The 18,154-nt window shown below is 35.0% G+C and carries 15 protein-coding genes; 10 read left to right on the top strand and 5 right to left on the bottom strand.

Annotation, left to right across the window (positions count from 1 at the left end; all coding sequences use genetic code 11):
- Positions 1-22 precede the first annotated feature (22 nt).
- The 5 genes from spa to sirA all read right to left on the bottom strand — a co-directional run bounded on the left by spa (position 23) and on the right by sirA (position 6,082).
- Positions 23-1,546 carry a staphylococcal protein A gene (gene spa / locus CD116_RS00915; protein WP_103325149.1) on the bottom strand — a complete coding sequence of 508 codons (1,524 nt, stop codon included), beginning with the start codon at positions 1,544-1,546 and terminating at the stop codon, positions 23-25.
- A gap of 419 nt (positions 1,547-1,965) precedes the next feature.
- Positions 1,966-2,718, bottom strand: a complete 753-nt coding sequence (gene sarS / locus CD116_RS00925) for an HTH-type transcriptional regulator SarS (protein ID WP_047530425.1) — start codon at positions 2,716-2,718, stop codon at positions 1,966-1,968.
- 365 nt (positions 2,719-3,083) lie between these two features.
- Entirely contained in the window at positions 3,084-4,082 is a 999-nt protein-coding gene (gene sirC, locus CD116_RS00930) for a staphyloferrin B ABC transporter permease subunit SirC (RefSeq protein WP_047424358.1), read from the bottom strand.
- Positions 4,079-5,074 (bottom strand): staphyloferrin B ABC transporter permease subunit SirB, encoded by a 996-nt coding sequence (gene sirB, locus CD116_RS00935; protein WP_047548385.1) that lies wholly within the window; start codon positions 5,072-5,074, stop codon positions 4,079-4,081. The genes sirC and sirB overlap by 4 nt, the downstream gene beginning before the upstream one ends.
- Positions 5,075-5,089: 15 nt before the next feature.
- Positions 5,090-6,082, bottom strand: coding sequence for a staphyloferrin B ABC transporter substrate-binding protein SirA (gene sirA, locus CD116_RS00940; protein ID WP_047424353.1), 993 nt, complete (start codon positions 6,080-6,082; stop codon positions 5,090-5,092).
- Between the two features lie 230 nt (positions 6,083-6,312).
- On the opposite strand from sirA, the gene sbnA reads away from it, so the two are divergent.
- The 10 genes from sbnA (at position 6,313) to CD116_RS00995 (ending at position 18,154) form a co-directional block, all read left to right on the top strand.
- Positions 6,313-7,293, top strand: coding sequence for a 2,3-diaminopropionate biosynthesis protein SbnA (sbnA, locus tag CD116_RS00945; RefSeq protein WP_047548388.1), 981 nt, complete (start codon positions 6,313-6,315; stop codon positions 7,291-7,293).
- Positions 7,290-8,300: an N-[(2S)-2-amino-2-carboxyethyl]-L-glutamate dehydrogenase SbnB gene (sbnB, locus tag CD116_RS00950; RefSeq protein ID WP_047424350.1), complete on the top strand. Its 1,011-nt coding sequence runs from the start codon at positions 7,290-7,292 to the stop codon at positions 8,298-8,300. Before sbnA ends, sbnB begins: the two co-directional genes overlap by 4 nt.
- A 38-nt stretch (positions 8,301-8,338) precedes the next feature.
- Positions 8,339-10,075 carry a staphyloferrin B biosynthesis protein SbnC gene (sbnC, locus tag CD116_RS00955; protein ID WP_047548471.1) on the top strand — a complete coding sequence of 579 codons (1,737 nt, stop codon included), beginning with the start codon at positions 8,339-8,341 and terminating at the stop codon, positions 10,073-10,075.
- On the top strand, positions 10,068-11,324 hold the full coding sequence (gene sbnD / locus CD116_RS00960) for a staphyloferrin B export MFS transporter (RefSeq protein WP_047548391.1): 1,257 nt from the start codon (positions 10,068-10,070) through the stop codon (positions 11,322-11,324). The genes sbnC and sbnD overlap by 8 nt, the downstream gene beginning before the upstream one ends.
- Positions 11,314-13,038, top strand: a complete 1,725-nt coding sequence (sbnE, locus tag CD116_RS00965; protein WP_047548394.1) for an L-2,3-diaminopropanoate--citrate ligase SbnE — start codon at positions 11,314-11,316, stop codon at positions 13,036-13,038. Before sbnD ends, sbnE begins: the two co-directional genes overlap by 11 nt.
- On the top strand, positions 12,959-14,809 hold the full coding sequence (gene sbnF / locus CD116_RS00970) for a 3-(L-alanin-3-ylcarbamoyl)-2-[(2-aminoethylcarbamoyl)methyl]-2-hydroxypropanoate synthase SbnF (RefSeq protein WP_078101646.1): 1,851 nt from the start codon (positions 12,959-12,961) through the stop codon (positions 14,807-14,809). Before sbnE ends, sbnF begins: the two co-directional genes overlap by 80 nt.
- Entirely contained in the window at positions 14,784-15,560 is a 777-nt protein-coding gene (sbnG, locus tag CD116_RS00975; protein WP_047530446.1) for a staphyloferrin B biosynthesis citrate synthase SbnG, read from the top strand. Before sbnF ends, sbnG begins: the two co-directional genes overlap by 26 nt.
- A complete protein-coding gene (sbnH, locus tag CD116_RS00980) occupies positions 15,560-16,762 on the top strand; it encodes a staphyloferrin B biosynthesis decarboxylase SbnH (RefSeq protein ID WP_047548398.1) in 1,203 nt (400 codons plus the stop codon). The genes sbnG and sbnH overlap by 1 nt, the downstream gene beginning before the upstream one ends.
- Positions 16,763-16,765: 3 nt before the next feature.
- The gene (gene sbnI / locus CD116_RS00985) at positions 16,766-17,530 is read left to right on the top strand and encodes a bifunctional transcriptional regulator/O-phospho-L-serine synthase SbnI (RefSeq protein ID WP_047548401.1); all 765 of its coding nucleotides are present in this window, start codon (positions 16,766-16,768) and stop codon (positions 17,528-17,530) included.
- A gap of 195 nt (positions 17,531-17,725) precedes the next feature.
- Positions 17,726-18,154, top strand: a complete 429-nt coding sequence (locus tag CD116_RS00995; protein WP_191239428.1) for a hypothetical protein — start codon at positions 17,726-17,728, stop codon at positions 18,152-18,154.

An 18,154-nucleotide genomic window follows, 5' to 3' on the forward strand; every position in this document is an offset into this window, starting at 1 on the left:
GATATCTATAGTTGTTTATTTTTTATAGTTCGCGACGACGGCCAGCCAATAATGCTGCACCTAACGCTAATGATAATCCACCAAATACAGTTGTACCGATGAATGGATTTTCTTCACCAGTTTCTGGTAATGCTTTAGCTTTGTTGGCATCTGCATGGTTTGCTGGTTGCTTCTTATCAACAACAAGTTCTTGACCAGGTTTGATAATGTTTTTGTCAGCTAATTTGTTGTCTGCAGCAATTTTGTCAGCAGTAGTGCCATTTGCTTTTGCAATGTCATTTACTGTGTCACCAGGTTTAACGACATGTACCCCGTTATCATCTTCTTTACCAGGTTTGTTGTTGTCTTCTTTACCAGGCTTGTTGTTGTCTTCTTTACCAGGCTTGTTGTTGTCTTCTTTGCCAGGCTTGTTGCCGTCTTCTTTGCCAGGCTTGTTGCCGTCTTCTTTACCAGGCTTGTTGCCGTCTTCTTTACCAGGTTTGTTGTTATCTTCTTTACCAGGCTTGTTGTTGTCTTCTTTGCCAGGCTTGTTGCCGTCTTCTTTACCAGGCTTGTTGTCTTCATCTTTTGGTGCTTGAGCATCGTTTAACTTTTTAGCTTCTGCTAAAATTTCTTTGCTCACTGAAGGATCGTCTTTAAGGCTTTGAATGAAGCCGTTACGTTGTTCTTCATTTAAGTTAGGTAAATGTAAAATTTCATAGAAAGCATTTTGTTGTTCTTTGTTGAATTTGTTGTCAGCTTTTGGTGCTTGAGCATCATTTAGCTTTTTAGCTTCTGCTAAAAGGTTAGCGCTTTGGCTTGGGTCATCTTTTAAGCTTTGGATGAAACCATTGCGTTGTTCTTCGTTTAAGTTAGGTAAATGTAAGATTTCATAGAAAGCATTTTGTTGTTCTTTGTTGAATTTGTTATCAGCTTTCGGTGCTTGAGATTCATTTAACTTTTTAGCTTCTGCTAAAAGGTTAGCACTTTGACTTGGGTCATCTTTTAAGCTTTGGATGAAACCATTGCGTTGTTCTTCGTTTAAGTTAGGCATGTTCAAGATTTCATAGAAAGCATTTTGTTGATCTTTGTTGAAATTGTTGTCAGCTTTCGGTGCTTGAGATTCGTTTAATTTTTTAGCTTCACCTAAAACGTTAGTACTTTGGCTTGGGTCGTCTTTAAGACTTTGAATGAAGCCGTTACGTTGCGCTTCGTTTAAGTTAGGCATGTTCAAGATTTCATAGAAGGCGCTTTGTTGATCTTTGTTGAAGTTATTTTGTTGCGCTTCAGCTTTTGGAGCTTGAGAGTCATTAAGTTTTTTAGCTTCACCTAAAACGTTAGCACTTTGGCTTGGATCATCTTTAAGGCTTTGGATAAAACCATTGCGTTGATCAGCATTTAAGTTAGGCATATTTAAGACTTGATAAAAAGCATTTTGTTGAGCTTCATCGTGTTGCGCAGCATTTGCAGCAGGTGTTACGCCACCAGATATAAGTAATGTACCTAAAGTTACAGATGCAATACCTACACCTAGTTTACGAATTGAATAAATATTTTTCTTTTTCAAATTAATACCCCCTGTATGTATTTATAAGGCCATCATAATATAACGATTTATGTATTGCAATACTAAAATATATATTTATAATTAAATTTTAATGTAAGTTTTACAACTTATAAAATAAATACTTTGTGCAAATATTTATTCAGGAAGTAAAAGGCTTAAAACCGCAAAATCACGCTATTTCGATTAATAAAAACAGATAAAATATAGAGATATTTTTTATAATGAAAGCGGTTTAATACATATGAGTTAAAAATATTTTTAAGAATAAAGTGGGGCTTTGAATGTGCTGAAGTTTAATTTCGGAAATGGTTTTAAGAGATATAGAAAATAGAAAGTTGTTCATAATGTGCTGAGGTTTTATTAAAAAATAGAAAACACAAGTGCACTTTAGAATACAGCACACTTGCGTAATAGAGGTATTATTCAAAAACAAGATGTAAATGATCTTTATCTGCTAATAATTGATTCACTTGAGCTAATAATTGTTCAGCATGGTCTTGCTGCGCGTCATCCATATGAATTAAAATTTTTCTTTCATCTTCAGTTGAGCGTTCTTTTATTAGATAACCTTGCTTTTTTAAATTATTGAGAGCTCTAACAGTTTGAGGATATTTATGGTGGATTGTTTCAATTAAATCTTTAAGAAGAACGATGTTTTTATTTTGAGAAGTGATAATAGCTAGAATTGTGAATTCTACAAAACTTAATGTTAGATGTTTTTTGATAATATTCTTGAAATACATTGTATACATCATCAAGTTTAGAAATTCTTTACTATCTTTTGGTATCATCTGTGATTCACTTTGATCTGCAAGGTTAAATTGTTTAATGATTTGATCAAACAATTTAACACGTTCTGCAATTTTCTCTCGTTGTTCTTCAGATATTGAAATGTAAGTATTACGCTCATCAATTTTACTTCGAACTTTACTAATATATGAATGTTTCACAAGTACTTTTATATGCTGCACTAAATCAGATTGTTTATAACATAAATCTGAGACAATTTTTTTAAATGGTAGTGTCTTTTCTTGTTGATGAAATAAATAAGTCAGTAATATAAATTCTTTTATAGTCATATCGACTTCAGGCTTTACCTTTTTCTTAAAACGAAACATGTATGCTTCAATGATTATAAAATCTCTAATTTTGTCTTGTTTATTATATTTCATTGTTTTTCTCCTTGTATATGCACTTTATTTTAATATAACACAATATAATAAGAAAAATAATCCATAATTTACAATTAAAAATAATATGATATTTTTATTAAAATTTGTGTTTTTGAATAAATGACATTATCAAACACTATATTTAAATAAGAAATAGCTATCGATATTTGAAAAATAGAAGAATATTGATTGTTATTATAGAATATGTAATGGTGTTATTTGTATATAAAGTATTAATATGTAATCAAGAAAGTCGATACTTGTTAACAATAACAACAACTATACGTATAAAAAAACCTCGCAACTATATATCAGCTTTTATAAGCTAACAATGTTGTGAGGTCATTTTGTTTTGATAGATAACTTTATAACTTTTTCACAGTTAATAATAAGTAAATGAAGAATGGTGCACCGAATGCAGCGATAAATATACCGGCTGGCACTTCTTTAGGTAAGAATAAGGTGCGTCCAATTAAGTCGGCAATAACAATTGAAATAGCACCAATCATTGCTGACATCAGTAACTTTTTAGCGTAACTTCCTCTAACGATTGTTTTGGCAATGTGTGGAGCAATTAAGCCTACAAAACCAATATTACCTACTAAACTTATTGCGATAGACACAAGTATTGTAGAGCTAATTAATTGAATTAGTTTCATGCGTTGCACATTTAAACCTAATCCAATTGCTACAGGATCATCAAGTATAGATATTTTCATTTTAGGAATGACAAGAAATAGTAATGGAATAATAGCTATAATAACAATACCTAAAATAAAAGTATCTTTAAATGTTGCACCATAAAGACTACCAACTAGCCATGTATAAGCTTTAGCAGCAGATAATTGCTTCGTTGTAATAAGTAATCCTTGGACAAGCGCAATAAACAACGTTTGCATCGAAATACCGATGATTATGAGTGTTGTCGGACGTATTTGACCTTTCGTTTGAAACGCTAATAGTATCACCATTGCGACTACGCCACCTAATACTGCAAATAGTGGAAGTAAATGTATCGTTAAATGGCTAAAAAATGCAATAAATACAACAGCACTTAAGCTAGCACCACCTGTTATTCCGATAATATCAGGTGAAGCAATTGGATTTTTCAATACATTTTGTAACATTAAACCACTCATCCCTAGTGCGGCACCAGCTAATATCGCAAGTGTAATGCGAGGTAAGCGTAATACTTCTAAAGTGAATTGATCTATACTGTCATTTGGATTTATAAAGTACATCAATACGCGTTGTAATGGTATAAAGCTTGAACCAACCATCATACTTACTACAGATATGAGAGCTAAAAAGATTAACGCGAAGATGAGATGGTAGTTGTCCTTTTTATTAATCTTTTCGGTCATAAGCGTTGACGTCCTTTCTTCATAATATAGATTAAGACAATAGCGCCAATGACAGCGGTAACGACACCGATAGGCAACTCTAGTGGCTTAATTATTATACGAGCAACAATGTCTGAAATGATCATTAGGATTGCACCAGCTAATGCAGTAAAAGGAATTAAATACTTATAGTTTGGTGGCAATAAGCGTTTGCTAATATTCGGTACGATAAGACCAACAAAGACGATTGACCCAGCCACAGCTACCGAAATACCGGCTAACATACTAATGAGCATAATAATCATCCATTTGATTACTTTTATGTTTTGACCGAGTCCGGTTGCAATGTCGTCACTTGTCATCAAGATATTGATGTGTGCGGCCATGCTAAATGCAATTAAAATAAGTATCATTATAAGTGGAATAATCCATTGAATATCCCATATATTGCGCAATGAAACAGAGCCACTTAGCCAGAAAAGTAGTCCTTGTAAGTCAGTTTCGTTCATAATGAGTATACCTTGAGTAAAGGCTGTAAATAGCATCGCAATTGCTGCACCTGCTAAGATGACACGATGAGGTGAGAATAGTGTTTGTCTAAACATACCAAGTGCGACAACTAATACAGTAACAACAATGGCGCCTAAAAATGCAATAACTACAATCATTTTAAATGACTGAACTTGAATAAATGTAATACTAAAAATGACAAAAAATACAGCACCTGCATTGACTCCAAAAAGACCTGGAGATGCTATTGGATTTCGTGTGAGTGCTTGCATCAACAAACCTGATACGGCAAGTGCAGCACCAGTCAATAAGGCGATGATGGTTCTCGATGCACGTGCACCAGTGACAACATTATGTAAATCGCTTTCACTATCAAAGTTGAATAACGCCTGTATCACCGTAATAGGTGACACAAGCGTATTCCCAATCATTAAACTTAAGATAGCTACTATTGCAAGACATAAACCAGCAATAACGATTTGATATTTCGGTTTAAGTAGCATCGTAAAACTCCTTAATTATTTTGATTGTTTTTCAATATTTAACTTTTCGTATAAATCGTCAATAAGTTTTAATGATGATTTATATCCACCAGCTAAGTTCCAAGTAATTTCGTCTAAATCATCAGATACTTGGTTATTTTTAACTGCATCTAAATTTTTCCATTCCTTACTTGAAGTCCATTCGCTTTCAGTCTTTTTAACTAATGCAGCATCTTTCGCGTTTGGATCAGATTTTACAACAAAAATATGATCAGCGTTCATCAATGGAATACTTTCTTTAGATGTTAATTGAATAATATCTTTACCATTATCAACTTGTTTTTGTAAATCTTTATTACGCTTAAAACCTAAATCATTTAAGATTTCACCAGCATATCCACCAGCATAGATTCTTGTATGATCAGCACGGAAGTTAACAACTGAAGCTTTCAATGGCCATGCATCTTTATATTTTGCTTTTGCATCTTTTTGGAATGCAGCTACTTTATCATCATAATTTTTTAGTAAATCATCAGCTTCTTTTTCTTTCCCTAAAGCTTTCCCCATTAATTTTGTCGTATCTTTAAACTTGAATACTGTGTCAGTAGAAACAGTTGGTGCAATTTTAGATAATTGATCGTAAACTTTTTCGTTTCTAACTTTTGACGCGACAATTAAATCAGGTTTTAATTTAGAAATTTCTTCTAAGTTCGGTGCAGGTTCTTGACCTACAATCTTAGTATCTTTTAAATCATTTTTTATGTAATCAAATTTTGGTTTTTGTGTCCATGATTCCACAGCACCTACAGGTTTAACACCTAAAGATACAGCAACATCAGTGGCACCTTGATATAAAGTGACAACACGTTTTGGTTTCCCTTTAATTTCAGTTGTCCCCATTGCATGTTTGATAGAAGTCGTTTCCTTATCTTTGCTATCAGATGATTGCTTATTTGAATTCCCACTACATCCTGCTAAAACAAGTAGGAAAGCAAGTGTAACAACAAGCATTTTAATTACTTTATTCATTGATTAATTAGCCTCCTTCGTGATGTATGACAATGAGAATCATTATCACAAATAAGTATGAATTAAATCATTTCTTAAGTCAATAAAATATTTATGATTTACATGCAACTTATAATTATTTGACATATAAATGCATAAAAAATATAATCCTAATTACTTGATAGTGATAATCATTATCATTTAGGTGACACACAATATTATAGAATTTTAAATTTGAGGAGGAAGCGCTTTTGATTGAACGAAGTCAAGCATGTCACGATTCATTATTAGATTCTGTAGGGCAGACACCCATGGTTCAACTTCATCAACTATTTCCAAAACACCAAGTGTTTGCAAAGTTAGAGTATATGAATCCAGGAGGCAGTATGAAAGATCGACCAGCCAAGTACATTATTGAACATGGTATTGAATCTGGTCGTATAACTGAGAATACGCATTTAATTGAAAGTACCTCTGGAAATTTAGGTATTGCTTTAGCGATGATAGCTAAAATTAAAGGATTAAAACTCACTTGTGTTGTTGATCCTAAAATATCGCCAACAAATTTGAAAATTATTAAAAGTTACGGAGCCAATGTAGAAATGGTTGAAGAACCTGATGAGCATGGTGGTTATTTAATGACTCGTATTGCTAAGGTTCAAGAACTATTAACTTCTATTAAAGATGCATATTGGATTAATCAATATGCAAATGAGTTGAATTGGCAAGCTCATTATCATGGTGCTGGAACTGAAATAGTAGAAACAATTAACCAGCCTATAGACTATTTTGTCGCGCCAGTAAGCACGACAGGTAGCATTATGGGTATGAGTAGAAAAATTAAAGAAGTACATCCAAATGCACAGATTGTTGCTGTGGATGCTAAAGGGTCAGTCATTTTTGGTGACAAACCTATTAACCGAGAGTTACCTGGTATTGGTGCAAGTCGCGTACCAGAAATTTTGAATAGATCAGAGATTAATCAAGTCATTCATGTAGATGATTATCAATCTGCACTAGGTTGCCGTAAATTAATTGCTTATGAAGGCATATTTGCCGGCGGTTCAACAGGTTCAATTATTGCAGCAATTGAGCAGTTGATCACGTCAATTGAAGAAGGTGCAACAATTGTCACGATTTTACCAGATCGAGGCGATCGTTACTTAGATTTAGTGTATTCAGATACATGGTTAGAAAAAATGAAATCAAGACAAGGAGTTAAATCAGAATGAATAGAGAGATGTTGTATTTAAATAGATCAGATATTGAACAAGCGGGAGGTAATCATTCACAAGTTTATGTGAACGCGTTGACAGAAGCATTAACTGCGCACGCACATAATGATTTTGTACAACCGCTTAAACCATATTTAAGACAGGATCCTGAAAATGGACATATAGCAGATAGAATTATTGCAATGCCAAGTCATATCGGTGGTGAACACGCAATTTCAGGTATTAAGTGGATAGGTAGTAAGCACGATAATCCATCGAAACGAAATATGGAGCGTGCAAGTGGTGTCATTATTTTGAATGATCCAGAAACGAATTATCCAATTGCAGTTATGGAAGCGAGTTTAATTAGTAGTATGCGTACTGCAGCAGTTTCGGTGATTGCAGCTAAACATTTAGCTAAAAATGGATTTAAAGATCTAACAATTATTGGTTGTGGATTAATCGGAGACAAGCAATTACAAAGTATGTTAGAACAATTTAATCATATTGAACGCGTCTTTGTATATGATCAATTTCCTGAAGCATGTGCACGCTTTGTTGATAGATGGCAACAACAGCGCCCAGAAATTAAATTTATTGCAGCTGAAACAGCTAAAGAAGCTGTGTCAAATGGTGAAGTTGTCATTACATGCACGGTTACAGATCAACCATATATTGAATATGATTGGATACAAAAAGGTGCATTTATTAGCAACATTTCTATTATGGATGTGCATAAAGAAGTATTTATTAAAGCTGACAAAGTCGTGGTGGATGACTGGTCACAATGTAATCGTGAAAAGAAAACAATTAATCAACTCGTATTAGAAGGGAAATTTAGCAAAGAAGCACTACATGCTGAACTTGGACAGCTTGTTACAGGTGAAATTCCTGGTCGTGAAAATGACGATGAAATCATATTACTTAATCCAATGGGCATGGCCATTGAAGATATTGCTAGTGCTTATTTTATTTATCAACAAGCACAGCAACAAAATATTGGTACAACACTAAGCCTATATTAAGAATGCGAGGTGTCTAAATATTGCATACTCATAAAGCAATGAATACAGCACAAACGATAATATTAAGAGATTTAGTTGATGCACTATTATTTGAAGATATAGCTGGCATTGTATCGAATAGTGAGATTACTAAGGAACATGGACAAAGGATATTGATTTATAAAAATGGGAATCAACAAATAAAGATACCTGTCTATTTTAGCGCGTTAAATATGTTTCGTTATGAAAGTTCAAAACCTATCACGATAGATGGAAGGGCGTCTAAACAACCACTAACTGCAGCTGAATTCTGGCAAACAATCGCTAATATGAATAGTGATTTAAGCCAGGAATGGGAAGTATCTCGCGTTGAAGAGGGACTGACTACTGCAGCCACACAACTTGCTAAACAATTATCAGAGTTAGATTTAGCGTCACATCCTTTTGTGATGTCAGAACAGTTTGCAAGTTTAAAAGATCGTCCATTTCATCCACTAGCTAAAGAAAAAAGAGGCTTATCAGAAGCAGACTATCAAGCTTATCAAGCTGAATTAAATCGATCATTTCCTTTAATGGTTGCAGCTGTTAAAAAGACACATATGATTCACGGCGATACTGCAAATATTGATGAATTAGAAAATTTGACAGCACCTATAAAAGAACAAGCGACAGACATGTTAAATGATCAAGGGTTATCAATAGATGACTATGTACTATTTCCGGTACATCCTTGGCAATATCAGCATATTCTGCCGAACGTCTTTGCGAAAGAGATTGCTGAGAAATTGGTTGTATTGCTGCCACTAAGATTTGGTGATTATCTTTCATCTTCAAGTATGCGTTCATTAATTGACGTCGCATCTCCTTATAATCATGTCAAAGTACCATTTGCGATGCAGTCATTAGGTGCATTAAGGTTAACGCCTACGCGCTATATGAAAAATGGCGAACAAGCAGAACGATTATTACGTCAACTTATTGAAAAGGATGAAGTACTGGCTAAATATGTGACAGTTTGTGATGAAACAGCTTGGTGGTCATATATGGGTCAAGATAATGATATTTTCAAAGATCAATTAGGACATTTAACTGTTCAGCTAAGAAAATATCCGGAATCCTTAGCTAACAATAATGCACAACAACTTGTGTCAATGGCAGCACTCGCGGCAAATGATCGCACCTTATATCAAATGATTTGTGGAAAAGATAATCTTTCTAAAAATGACATCATGACGTTATTTGAAGATATCGCACAAGTCTTTTTAAAGGTAACACTATCATTTATGCAATACGGTGCATTACCAGAGTTACATGGCCAAAATATATTGTTGTCATTTGAAGACGGACGCGTACAAAAATGCGTGTTACGGGATCATGATACAGTCAGAATTTATAAACCATGGCTGACATCACATCAACTTTGTTTGCCACAATATGTTGTAAGAGAAGATACGCCTAACACTTTGATAAACGAAGACTTAGAAACATTCTTTGCTTATTTCCAAACGTTAGCGGTATCGGTAAATCTATATGCCATTATTGATATGATGCAAGATTTATTCGATGTGAGTGAGCATGAACTTATGTCATTGTTAAAACAAATTTTAAAAAATGAAGTTGCAAATATTTCCTGGGTTACAGCTGATCAATTAGCGGTAAGACATATTTTATTTGAAAAACAGACATGGCCGTTTAAGCAAATCTTATTGCCATTGTTATATCAACGAGGTAGCGGTGGAGGTAGTATGCCTTCTGGTTTAACTACTGTACCAAATCCAATGGTGACATATGATTGAACAGTCTATCTGGCGTAGTAATTTTCGCATTTTATGGCTTAGTCAGTTTATCGCGATTGCTGGTCTTACAGTGCTTGTGCCATTATTGCCTATTTATATGGCATCACTACAAAACCTTTCAATCGTCGAAATACAGTTATGGAGTGGCATTGCCATTGCTGCCCCTGCTGTTACGACGATGATAGCTTCACCGATTTGGGGAAAGCTAGGGGACAAAATTAGCCGAAAATGGATGGTATTGCGAGCGTTACTTGGTTTAGCAATATGTTTATTTTTAATGGCATTGTGTACTACACCATTACAGTTTGTACTTGTGAGGTTATTGCAGGGACTATTTGGTGGCGTTGTTGATGCATCAAGTGCGTTTGCGAGTGCAGAGGCACCAGCTGAAGATCGTGGCAAGGTATTAGGAAGACTGCAAAGTTCAGTAAGCGCAGGGTCTCTTGTGGGGCCGTTAATCGGCGGTGTTACAGCTTCGGTATTAGGTTTTGGTGCACTACTAATGAGTATTGCTGTTATTACTTTTATTGTCTGTGTTTTCGGTGCATTAAAATTGATTGAAACGACACATATGCCAAAATCACAAATACTAAATATTAATAAGGGTATTCGCCGTTCATTTCAATGTCTATTATGCACACAACAAACATGTCGATTTATTATCGTTGGCGTTTTAGCAAACTTTGCTATGTATGGCATGCTAACTGCATTATCACCACTTGCTTCATCAGTGAATCATACAGCGATAGATGACCGTAGTGTGATTGGATTTTTACAGTCCGCATTTTGGACGGCTTCGATATTAAGCGCACCTTTATGGGGTCGCTTTAATGATAAATCATATGTTAAATCAGTATATATATTTGCCACGATTGCATGTGGTTGTAGTGCGATACTGCAAGGTATAGCGACAAATATAGAGTTTTTAATGGCTGCAAGAATACTTCAAGGATTAACATATAGTGCATTGATTCAAAGTGTCATGTTTGTTGTTGTAAATGCTTGTCATCAGCAGCTTAAAGGCACATTTGTTGGAACGACGAACAGTATGTTAGTTGTTGGTCAAATTATTGGCAGTCTCAGTGGCGCTGCCATTACTAGTTATACTACACCAGCTACTACGTTTATCGTTATGGGCGTAGTATTTGCAGTAAGTAGTTTGTTTTTAATTTGTTCAACCATCACTAATCAAATCAACGATCACACATTAATGAAATTATGGGAGTTGAAACAAAAAAGTGCAAAATAAGGAACTAATACAATATGCAGCGTATGCAGCTATCGAGCGTATTTTAAATGAATATTTTAGAGAAGAAAACTTATATCAAGAGCCATCAAAAGCGAAGCAATGGTCTATACAATTGTCAGATCTCGAAACTTTAACGGGTGAATTTCGCTATTGGTCTGCGATGGGGCATCATATGTATCATCCAGAGGTATGGCTTATTGATGGAAAAAGTAAAAAAATAACAACTTATAAAGAAGCAATTGCACGTATTTTACAACATATGGCTCAAAGTGCAGATAATCAAACGGCAGTGCAACAACATATGGCGCAAATTATGTCTGACATCGATAATAGCATTCATCGCACGGCGCGTTATTTGCAAAGTAGCACAATAGACTACGCAGAGGACCGTTATATCGTTTCAGAACAATCTTTATACTTAGGTCATCCATTTCATCCAACTCCTAAGAGTGCAAGTGGTTTTTCAGAAGCGGATTTAGAGAAATATGCACCCGAATGTCATACATCATTCCAATTGCATTATTTAGCGGTGCATCAAGATGTTCTGCTCACGCGCTATGTTGAAAATATGGAAAGTCAAGTTTCGACAGTATTACACCAATTAGCTGGTATCGATATGTCAGAACTACCTAAAGACTTTATATTATTACCGATACATCCTTATCAAATTGGTGTGTTGAGACAACATCCGCAGTTTATGCAATATAGTGAACAAGGCTTAATAAAAGACCTTGGCGTTTCCGGTGATTCAGTGTACCCGACGTCTTCGGTTAGAACTGTATTTTCAAAAGCATTAAACATTTATTTGAAATTACCGATACACGTTAAAATTACTAACTTTATACGTACAAATGACCTTGAGCAGATTGAACGTACGATTGATGCAGCGCAAGTTATTGCATCGATTAAAGATGAGGTTGAAACACCCCATTTTAAATTGATGTTTGAAGAAGGATACCGTGCGTTATTACCTAATCCACTAGGACAATCAGTTGAACCTGAAATGGATTTATTAACAAATAGTGCCATGATTGTTCGTGAAGGGATACCAAATTACCATGCCGATAAGGATATTCATGTATTGGCCTCATTATTTGAAACAATGCCTGATTCAGCGACGTCTAAGTTATCACAAGTAATTGATGAAAGCGGTTTAACATCGGAAGCATGGCTAGAATATTATTTAGACCGCACATTATTGCCGATATTAACTTTATATAGTAGCACAGGTATTAGTCTGGAAGCACATGTACAAAATACATTGATTGAATTAAAAGACGGTATTCCTGAAGTGTGCTATGTCAGAGATCTAGAAGGGATTTGTCTTTCAACTACTATTGCTACAGAAAAACAACTTATCCCCAATGTAGTATCTATATCAAGTCCTGTTGTATATGCGCATGACGAAGCATGGCATCGACTTAAATATTACGTTGTAGTAAATCATTTAGGTCATTTAGTATCTACAATTGGTAAGGCAACACAGAATGAAGATGAATTGTGGCAATTGGTAGCGCGTCGCCTTATAGATTGGAAGGAAGAATACGCTGATAATGCAGTGTTTGTTGAATGTGTTGAAGATTTATGTCAATCACAGACAATTGCTGCTAAAGCGAATTTAATGAGTAAATTGAATGATTGTGGTGGAAACCCGATTTATACACATATACCAAATCCAATTTGTCATAACAAGGAGGTATCGTATTGTGAATAATGCAATTCTTAATCGTGTAAAGACTAGAGTCATGCATCAACTGGTATCATCACTTATTTATGAGAATATCGTTGTTTATAAGACGTCATACCAAGACGGTGTTAGTCATTTTACAATAGAAGGACAAGATTCAGAGTATTACTTTACTGCTGAAAAGGCACATAGTTTTGATCGTATTCGTATCACTTCACCAATCGGACGTGTCAAAGGAGATGAGACAGTTACAACGACAGACTATGCACAATTATTGAGAGAGGCTGTATTTACATTTCCTAAAAATGATGAAAAGCTAGAACAATTTATCGTCGAGTTAATACAGACAGAACTAAAAGATACACAAAGTATGCAGTATCGAGAAACAAACCCACCAGCAACACCTGAGACATTTAACGACTATGAATTTTATGCGATGGAAGGTCATCGATATCATCCAAGTTACAAATCACGTTTAGGATTTACGTTGTGTGATAATTTGAAATTTGGTCCTGACTTTGTACCAAACGTTAAACTGCAATGGTTAGCTATCGACAAAGATAAAGTAGAAACGACGGTATCAAGAAATGTTGCAGTTAACGAAATGTTACGTCAACAAGTTGGCGATAAGACTTATGAACATTTTGTACAGCAAATTGAAGCGTCTGGCAAACATGTAAATGATGTTGAGATGATACCTGTACACCCATGGCAGTTTGAACATGTCATTCAAGTTGATTTGGCCGAAGAAAGGCTTAATGGCACAGTGCTATGGTTGGGGGAAAGTGATGAGCTATATCACCCACAACAATCGATTCGTACGATGTCGCCAATAGACACGACGAAATATTATCTTAAGGTACCAATCAGTATAACGAATACATCTACGAAACGAGTATTGGCGCCTCACACAATTGAAAATGCAGCACAAATTACAGATTGGTTAAAGCAGATACAGCAACAAGATACGTATTTAAAAGATGAATTAAAGACAGCTTTTCTAGGGGAAGTCTTAGGACAGTCTTATTTAAATACACAACTTTCGCCTTATAAACAAACTAAAGTTTATGGTGCGTTAGGTGTTATATGGCGTGAAAATATATATCATATGTTAAACGATGAAGAGGATGCGATACCGTTTAATGCACTTTATGCGAGTGATAAGGATGGTATACCATTCATTGAAAATTGGATTGAACATTATGGTTCTGAAGCTTGGACAAAGCAATTTTTATCTGTAGCGATTCGTCCAATGATTCATATGCTTTATTATCATGGTGTTGCCTTTGAATCGCATGCACAAAATATGATGCTCATTCATGAAAATGGTTGGCCTACACGTATTGCTTTAAAAGATTTTCATGATGGTGTTCGTTTTAAGCGTGAGCATTTGAGTGAAGCGGCTTCAGACCTGACATTAAAGCCAATGCCAGAAGCACATAAAAAAGTGAATAGTAATTCATTTATTGAAACAGATGACGAACGTTTAGTACGCGACTTTTTGCATGATGCATTTTTCTTTATTAATATCGCCGAAATCATCTTATTTATTGAAAAGCAATATGGTATCGATGAGCAGCTGCAATGGCAATGGGTTAAAGGCATTATCGAGGCGTATCAAGAAGCATTTCCAGAGTTGAATAACTATCAATATTTCGATTTGTTTGAACCTACAATTCAAGTTGAAAAGTTAACGACGCGTCGTTTATTAAATGACTCCGAGTTAAGAATTCATCATGTTACTAATCCATTAGGTGTAGGAGGTATCACTGATGCAACAACTATCTCTGAAACATAGATTGAACAATGGTGATTCAGTTTATGGCATTTTTAATTCCATACCGGATCCACTAATGATTGAGGTTATTGCAGCAAGCGGTTATGACTTTGTTGTGATTGATACAGAACACGTGGCGATTAATGATGAGACATTAGCGCATTTAATTCGTGCAGCTGAAGCAGCGCATATCATACCAATTGTACGTGTCACTGCAGTGATAGATAGAGATATCATTAAAGTGTTAGATATGGGTGCGAGAGGTATTATCGTCCCACATGTTAAAGATCGTGAGACAGTTGAACATATTGTGAAATTAAGTCGTTATTACCCGCAAGGACTAAGAAGTTTGAATGGTGGTCGCATGGCAAGATTTGGACGTACACCATTACTTGATGCAATGGAGATGGCTAATGAGCATATTATGGTGGTTGCCATGATAGAAGATGTTGAAGGGGTTATGGCCATTGACGATATAGCACAAGTCGAAGGTTTAGACATGATAGTCGAAGGTGCCGCAGATTTATCCCAGTCACTTGGTATACCATGGCAAACACGTGATAATCAAGTAACATCACATGTTCAACATATGTTTGAAGTTGTGAATGCACATGGTAAACATTTTTGTGCATTACCACGTGAAGATGAAGATATTGCAAAATGGCATGCACAAGGTGTACAAACATTTATTTTAGGTGATGATCGTGGAAAAATTTATCGTCATTTAAGCGCCTCTCTAACGACGTCTAAACAGAAAGGGGATAAAGGCTAATGCGTATAGTTCAACCTGTTATTGAACAATTAAAAGCACAAGCTCATCCAGTTTGTCATTATATCTATGATTTAGTCGGACTGGAACATCATTTGCAACATATTACATCGTCATTGCCTAGTAATTGTCAGATGTACTATGCAATGAAAGCAAATAGTGAACGAACAATCCTAGATACAATTAGTCAGTATGTTGAAGGATTCGAAGTTGCATCTCAAGGTGAAATAGCAAAAGGTCTTGCTTTTAAACCAGCAAATCATATTATATTTGGTGGCCCTGGTAAGACTGACGAGGAACTAAGATATGCAGTAAGCGAAGGTATTCAACGTATTCATGTGGAAAGTATGCATGAATTACAACGGTTAAATGCTATCTTAGAAGATGAAGATAAGACACAACACATTTTATTGCGTGTTAATTTAGCAGGACCATTTCCCAATGCAACGTTGCATATGGCAGGACGCCCAACACAATTTGGTATTTCTGAAGACGAAGTTGATGATGTCATTGAAGCTGCGCTAGCAATGCCAAAGATACATCTAGATGGATTTCATTTTCATTCTATTTCTAACAATTTAGATTCAAATTTACATGTCGATGTAGTGAAACTTTATTTTAAAAAAGCAAAATCATGGTCTGAAAAACATCGATTTCCACTCAAACATATCAATCTTGGTGGTGGTATAGGGGTTAACTATGCAGATTTAACTAGCCAATTTGAATGGGATAATTTTGTAGAACATTTTAAAACACTTATCGTTGAGCAAGAAATGGAAGATGTGACATTGAACTTTGAATGTGGGCGCTTTATTGTGGCGCATATTGGTTACTACGTGACAGAAGTGCTAGATATTAAGAAAGTACATGGTGCTTGGTATGCCATTTTAAGAGGTGGTACGCAACAATTTAGACTGCCGGTATCTTGGCAGCATAACCATCCTTTTGACATTTATCGCTATAAAGATAATCCATATTCATTTGAAAAAGTTTCAATTTCGAGACAAGACACAACGTTAGTCGGTCAATTATGTACACCAAAAGATGTCTTTGCTAGAGAAGTACAGATAGATGCAATCAGTACAGGCGACGTTATTGTTTTCAAATATGCAGGTGCATACGGATGGTCTATTTCGCATCACGATTTCTTAAGCCATCCACATCCTGAATTTATTTATTTAACGCAAACAAAGGAGGATGAATAACTATTGAATCATATTCATGAACATTTAAAATTGGTACCAGTAGATAAGATTGATCTTCACGAAACATTCGAACCTTTAAGATTGGAAAAGACGAAAAGCAGTATTGAAGCAGATGATTTTATACGTCATCCTATTTTAGTGACAGCGATGCAACATGGTAGATATATGGTTATAGATGGTGTGCATCGATATACAAGTTTGAAAGCGTTAGGATGTAAGAAGATTCCAGTGCAAGAAATCCATGAAACACAATATTCAATTAGTACATGGCAACATAAAGTTCCATTTGGTGTATGGTGGGAAACGTTACAACAAGAACATCGCTTACCATGGACTACTGAGACAAGACAAGAAGCGCCATTTATTACGATGTGTCATGGTGATACAGAACAATATTTGTATACGAAAGATTTAGGCGAAGCACATTTTCAAGTATGGGAAAAGGTTGTCGCCAGTTATAGCGGATGTTGTTCTGTAGAGAGAATTGCACAAGGTACATGTCCTGGTCTGACTAAGCAAGATGTACTCATGAAGTATCAGCCATTAAGTTATAAGGAAATTGAAGCGGTTGTTCATAAAGGGGAAACTGTGCCAGCAGGTGTGACACGCTTTAATATTTCAGGACGTTGCCTTAATCTTCAAGTACCACTGGCATTACTTAAACTAGATGATGACGTAGAACAATTGCGAAATTGGAAGCAGTTTTTAGCAGATAAGTTTGCCAGCATGAGGTGCTATACTGAAAAAGTATATCTTGTGGAGCAATAGGTTCACTGTAATGTTTAGGGAAGTATGATGGTTTAGCGTATTGATAGCGAAAATATAATAAAACAATATAGTGTGGAGAACTTTTGATATTTTATAAATATTGAAGTTCTCCATTTTTTTATTTTGCATATAAAAATTAAATAAAATAAGGTATATTAGGATAAAGTATAAATTTTAAATAAACGGGGTTTAATCATGAACATGAATTTAATTATAGGAAAAATCGCCATTTGGATAGGCATCGTAGTTCAAATATGTTATAACGTCTATATTGTTAGAGGGATAACCCTCGTCTTTTATATATATAGTAAAGGACCTAGCCCTGAAATAGCTGTTTCAATAGAATTAATAATAATTCTTATCATAAGTTTACCACCCATTCTAACTGCCATTAATTTAAGTAATAAAAGGGAAGTAAAAGGTGCGCTTTTTATTGTTTATGCGATTGTTGCATTGTGTATGACTAATTACTTTTCATCAATGTTATGGATAGTTAGCGGTATTTTTCTTATTTGGACTGAATATTCAAAAGATGAATCGACAGACGAAGGTGAAAATAAAACCGTTAATATTGAAAGTACAGAGAATCGAATTGAATCAAAAGATAACATAACTAAAAAATAA

Origin of the sequence: Staphylococcus schweitzeri (assembly GCF_002902405.1) — a bacterium.
GTDB classification, from domain to species: Bacteria; Bacillota; Bacilli; order Staphylococcales; family Staphylococcaceae; genus Staphylococcus; species Staphylococcus schweitzeri.

Excerpts from the sequence above, each read along its gene's own strand:
- sbnH (WP_047548398.1), top strand. The coding sequence starts at position 15,560 with ATGCGTATAGTTCAACCTGTTATTGAACAATTAAAAGCACAAGCTCAT.
- sbnD (WP_047548391.1), top strand. The coding sequence starts at position 10,068 with ATGATTGAACAGTCTATCTGGCGTAGTAATTTTCGCATTTTATGGCTT.
- sbnG (WP_047530446.1), top strand. The coding sequence starts at position 14,784 with ATGCAACAACTATCTCTGAAACATAGATTGAACAATGGTGATTCAGTT.
- sbnF (WP_078101646.1), top strand. The coding sequence starts at position 12,959 with ATGATTGTGGTGGAAACCCGATTTATACACATATACCAAATCCAATTT.
- sirC (WP_047424358.1), bottom strand. The coding sequence starts at position 4,082 with ATGACCGAAAAGATTAATAAAAAGGACAACTACCATCTCATCTTCGCG.
- sbnC (WP_047548471.1), top strand. The coding sequence starts at position 8,339 with ATGAATACAGCACAAACGATAATATTAAGAGATTTAGTTGATGCACTA.
- sirB (WP_047548385.1), bottom strand. The coding sequence starts at position 5,074 with ATGCTACTTAAACCGAAATATCAAATCGTTATTGCTGGTTTATGTCTT.
- sbnB (WP_047424350.1), top strand. The coding sequence starts at position 7,290 with ATGAATAGAGAGATGTTGTATTTAAATAGATCAGATATTGAACAAGCG.
- sirA (WP_047424353.1), bottom strand. The coding sequence starts at position 6,082 with ATGAATAAAGTAATTAAAATGCTTGTTGTTACACTTGCTTTCCTACTT.
- CD116_RS00995 (WP_191239428.1), top strand. The coding sequence starts at position 17,726 with ATGAACATGAATTTAATTATAGGAAAAATCGCCATTTGGATAGGCATC.
- sarS (WP_047530425.1), bottom strand. The coding sequence starts at position 2,718 with ATGAAATATAATAAACAAGACAAAATTAGAGATTTTATAATCATTGAA.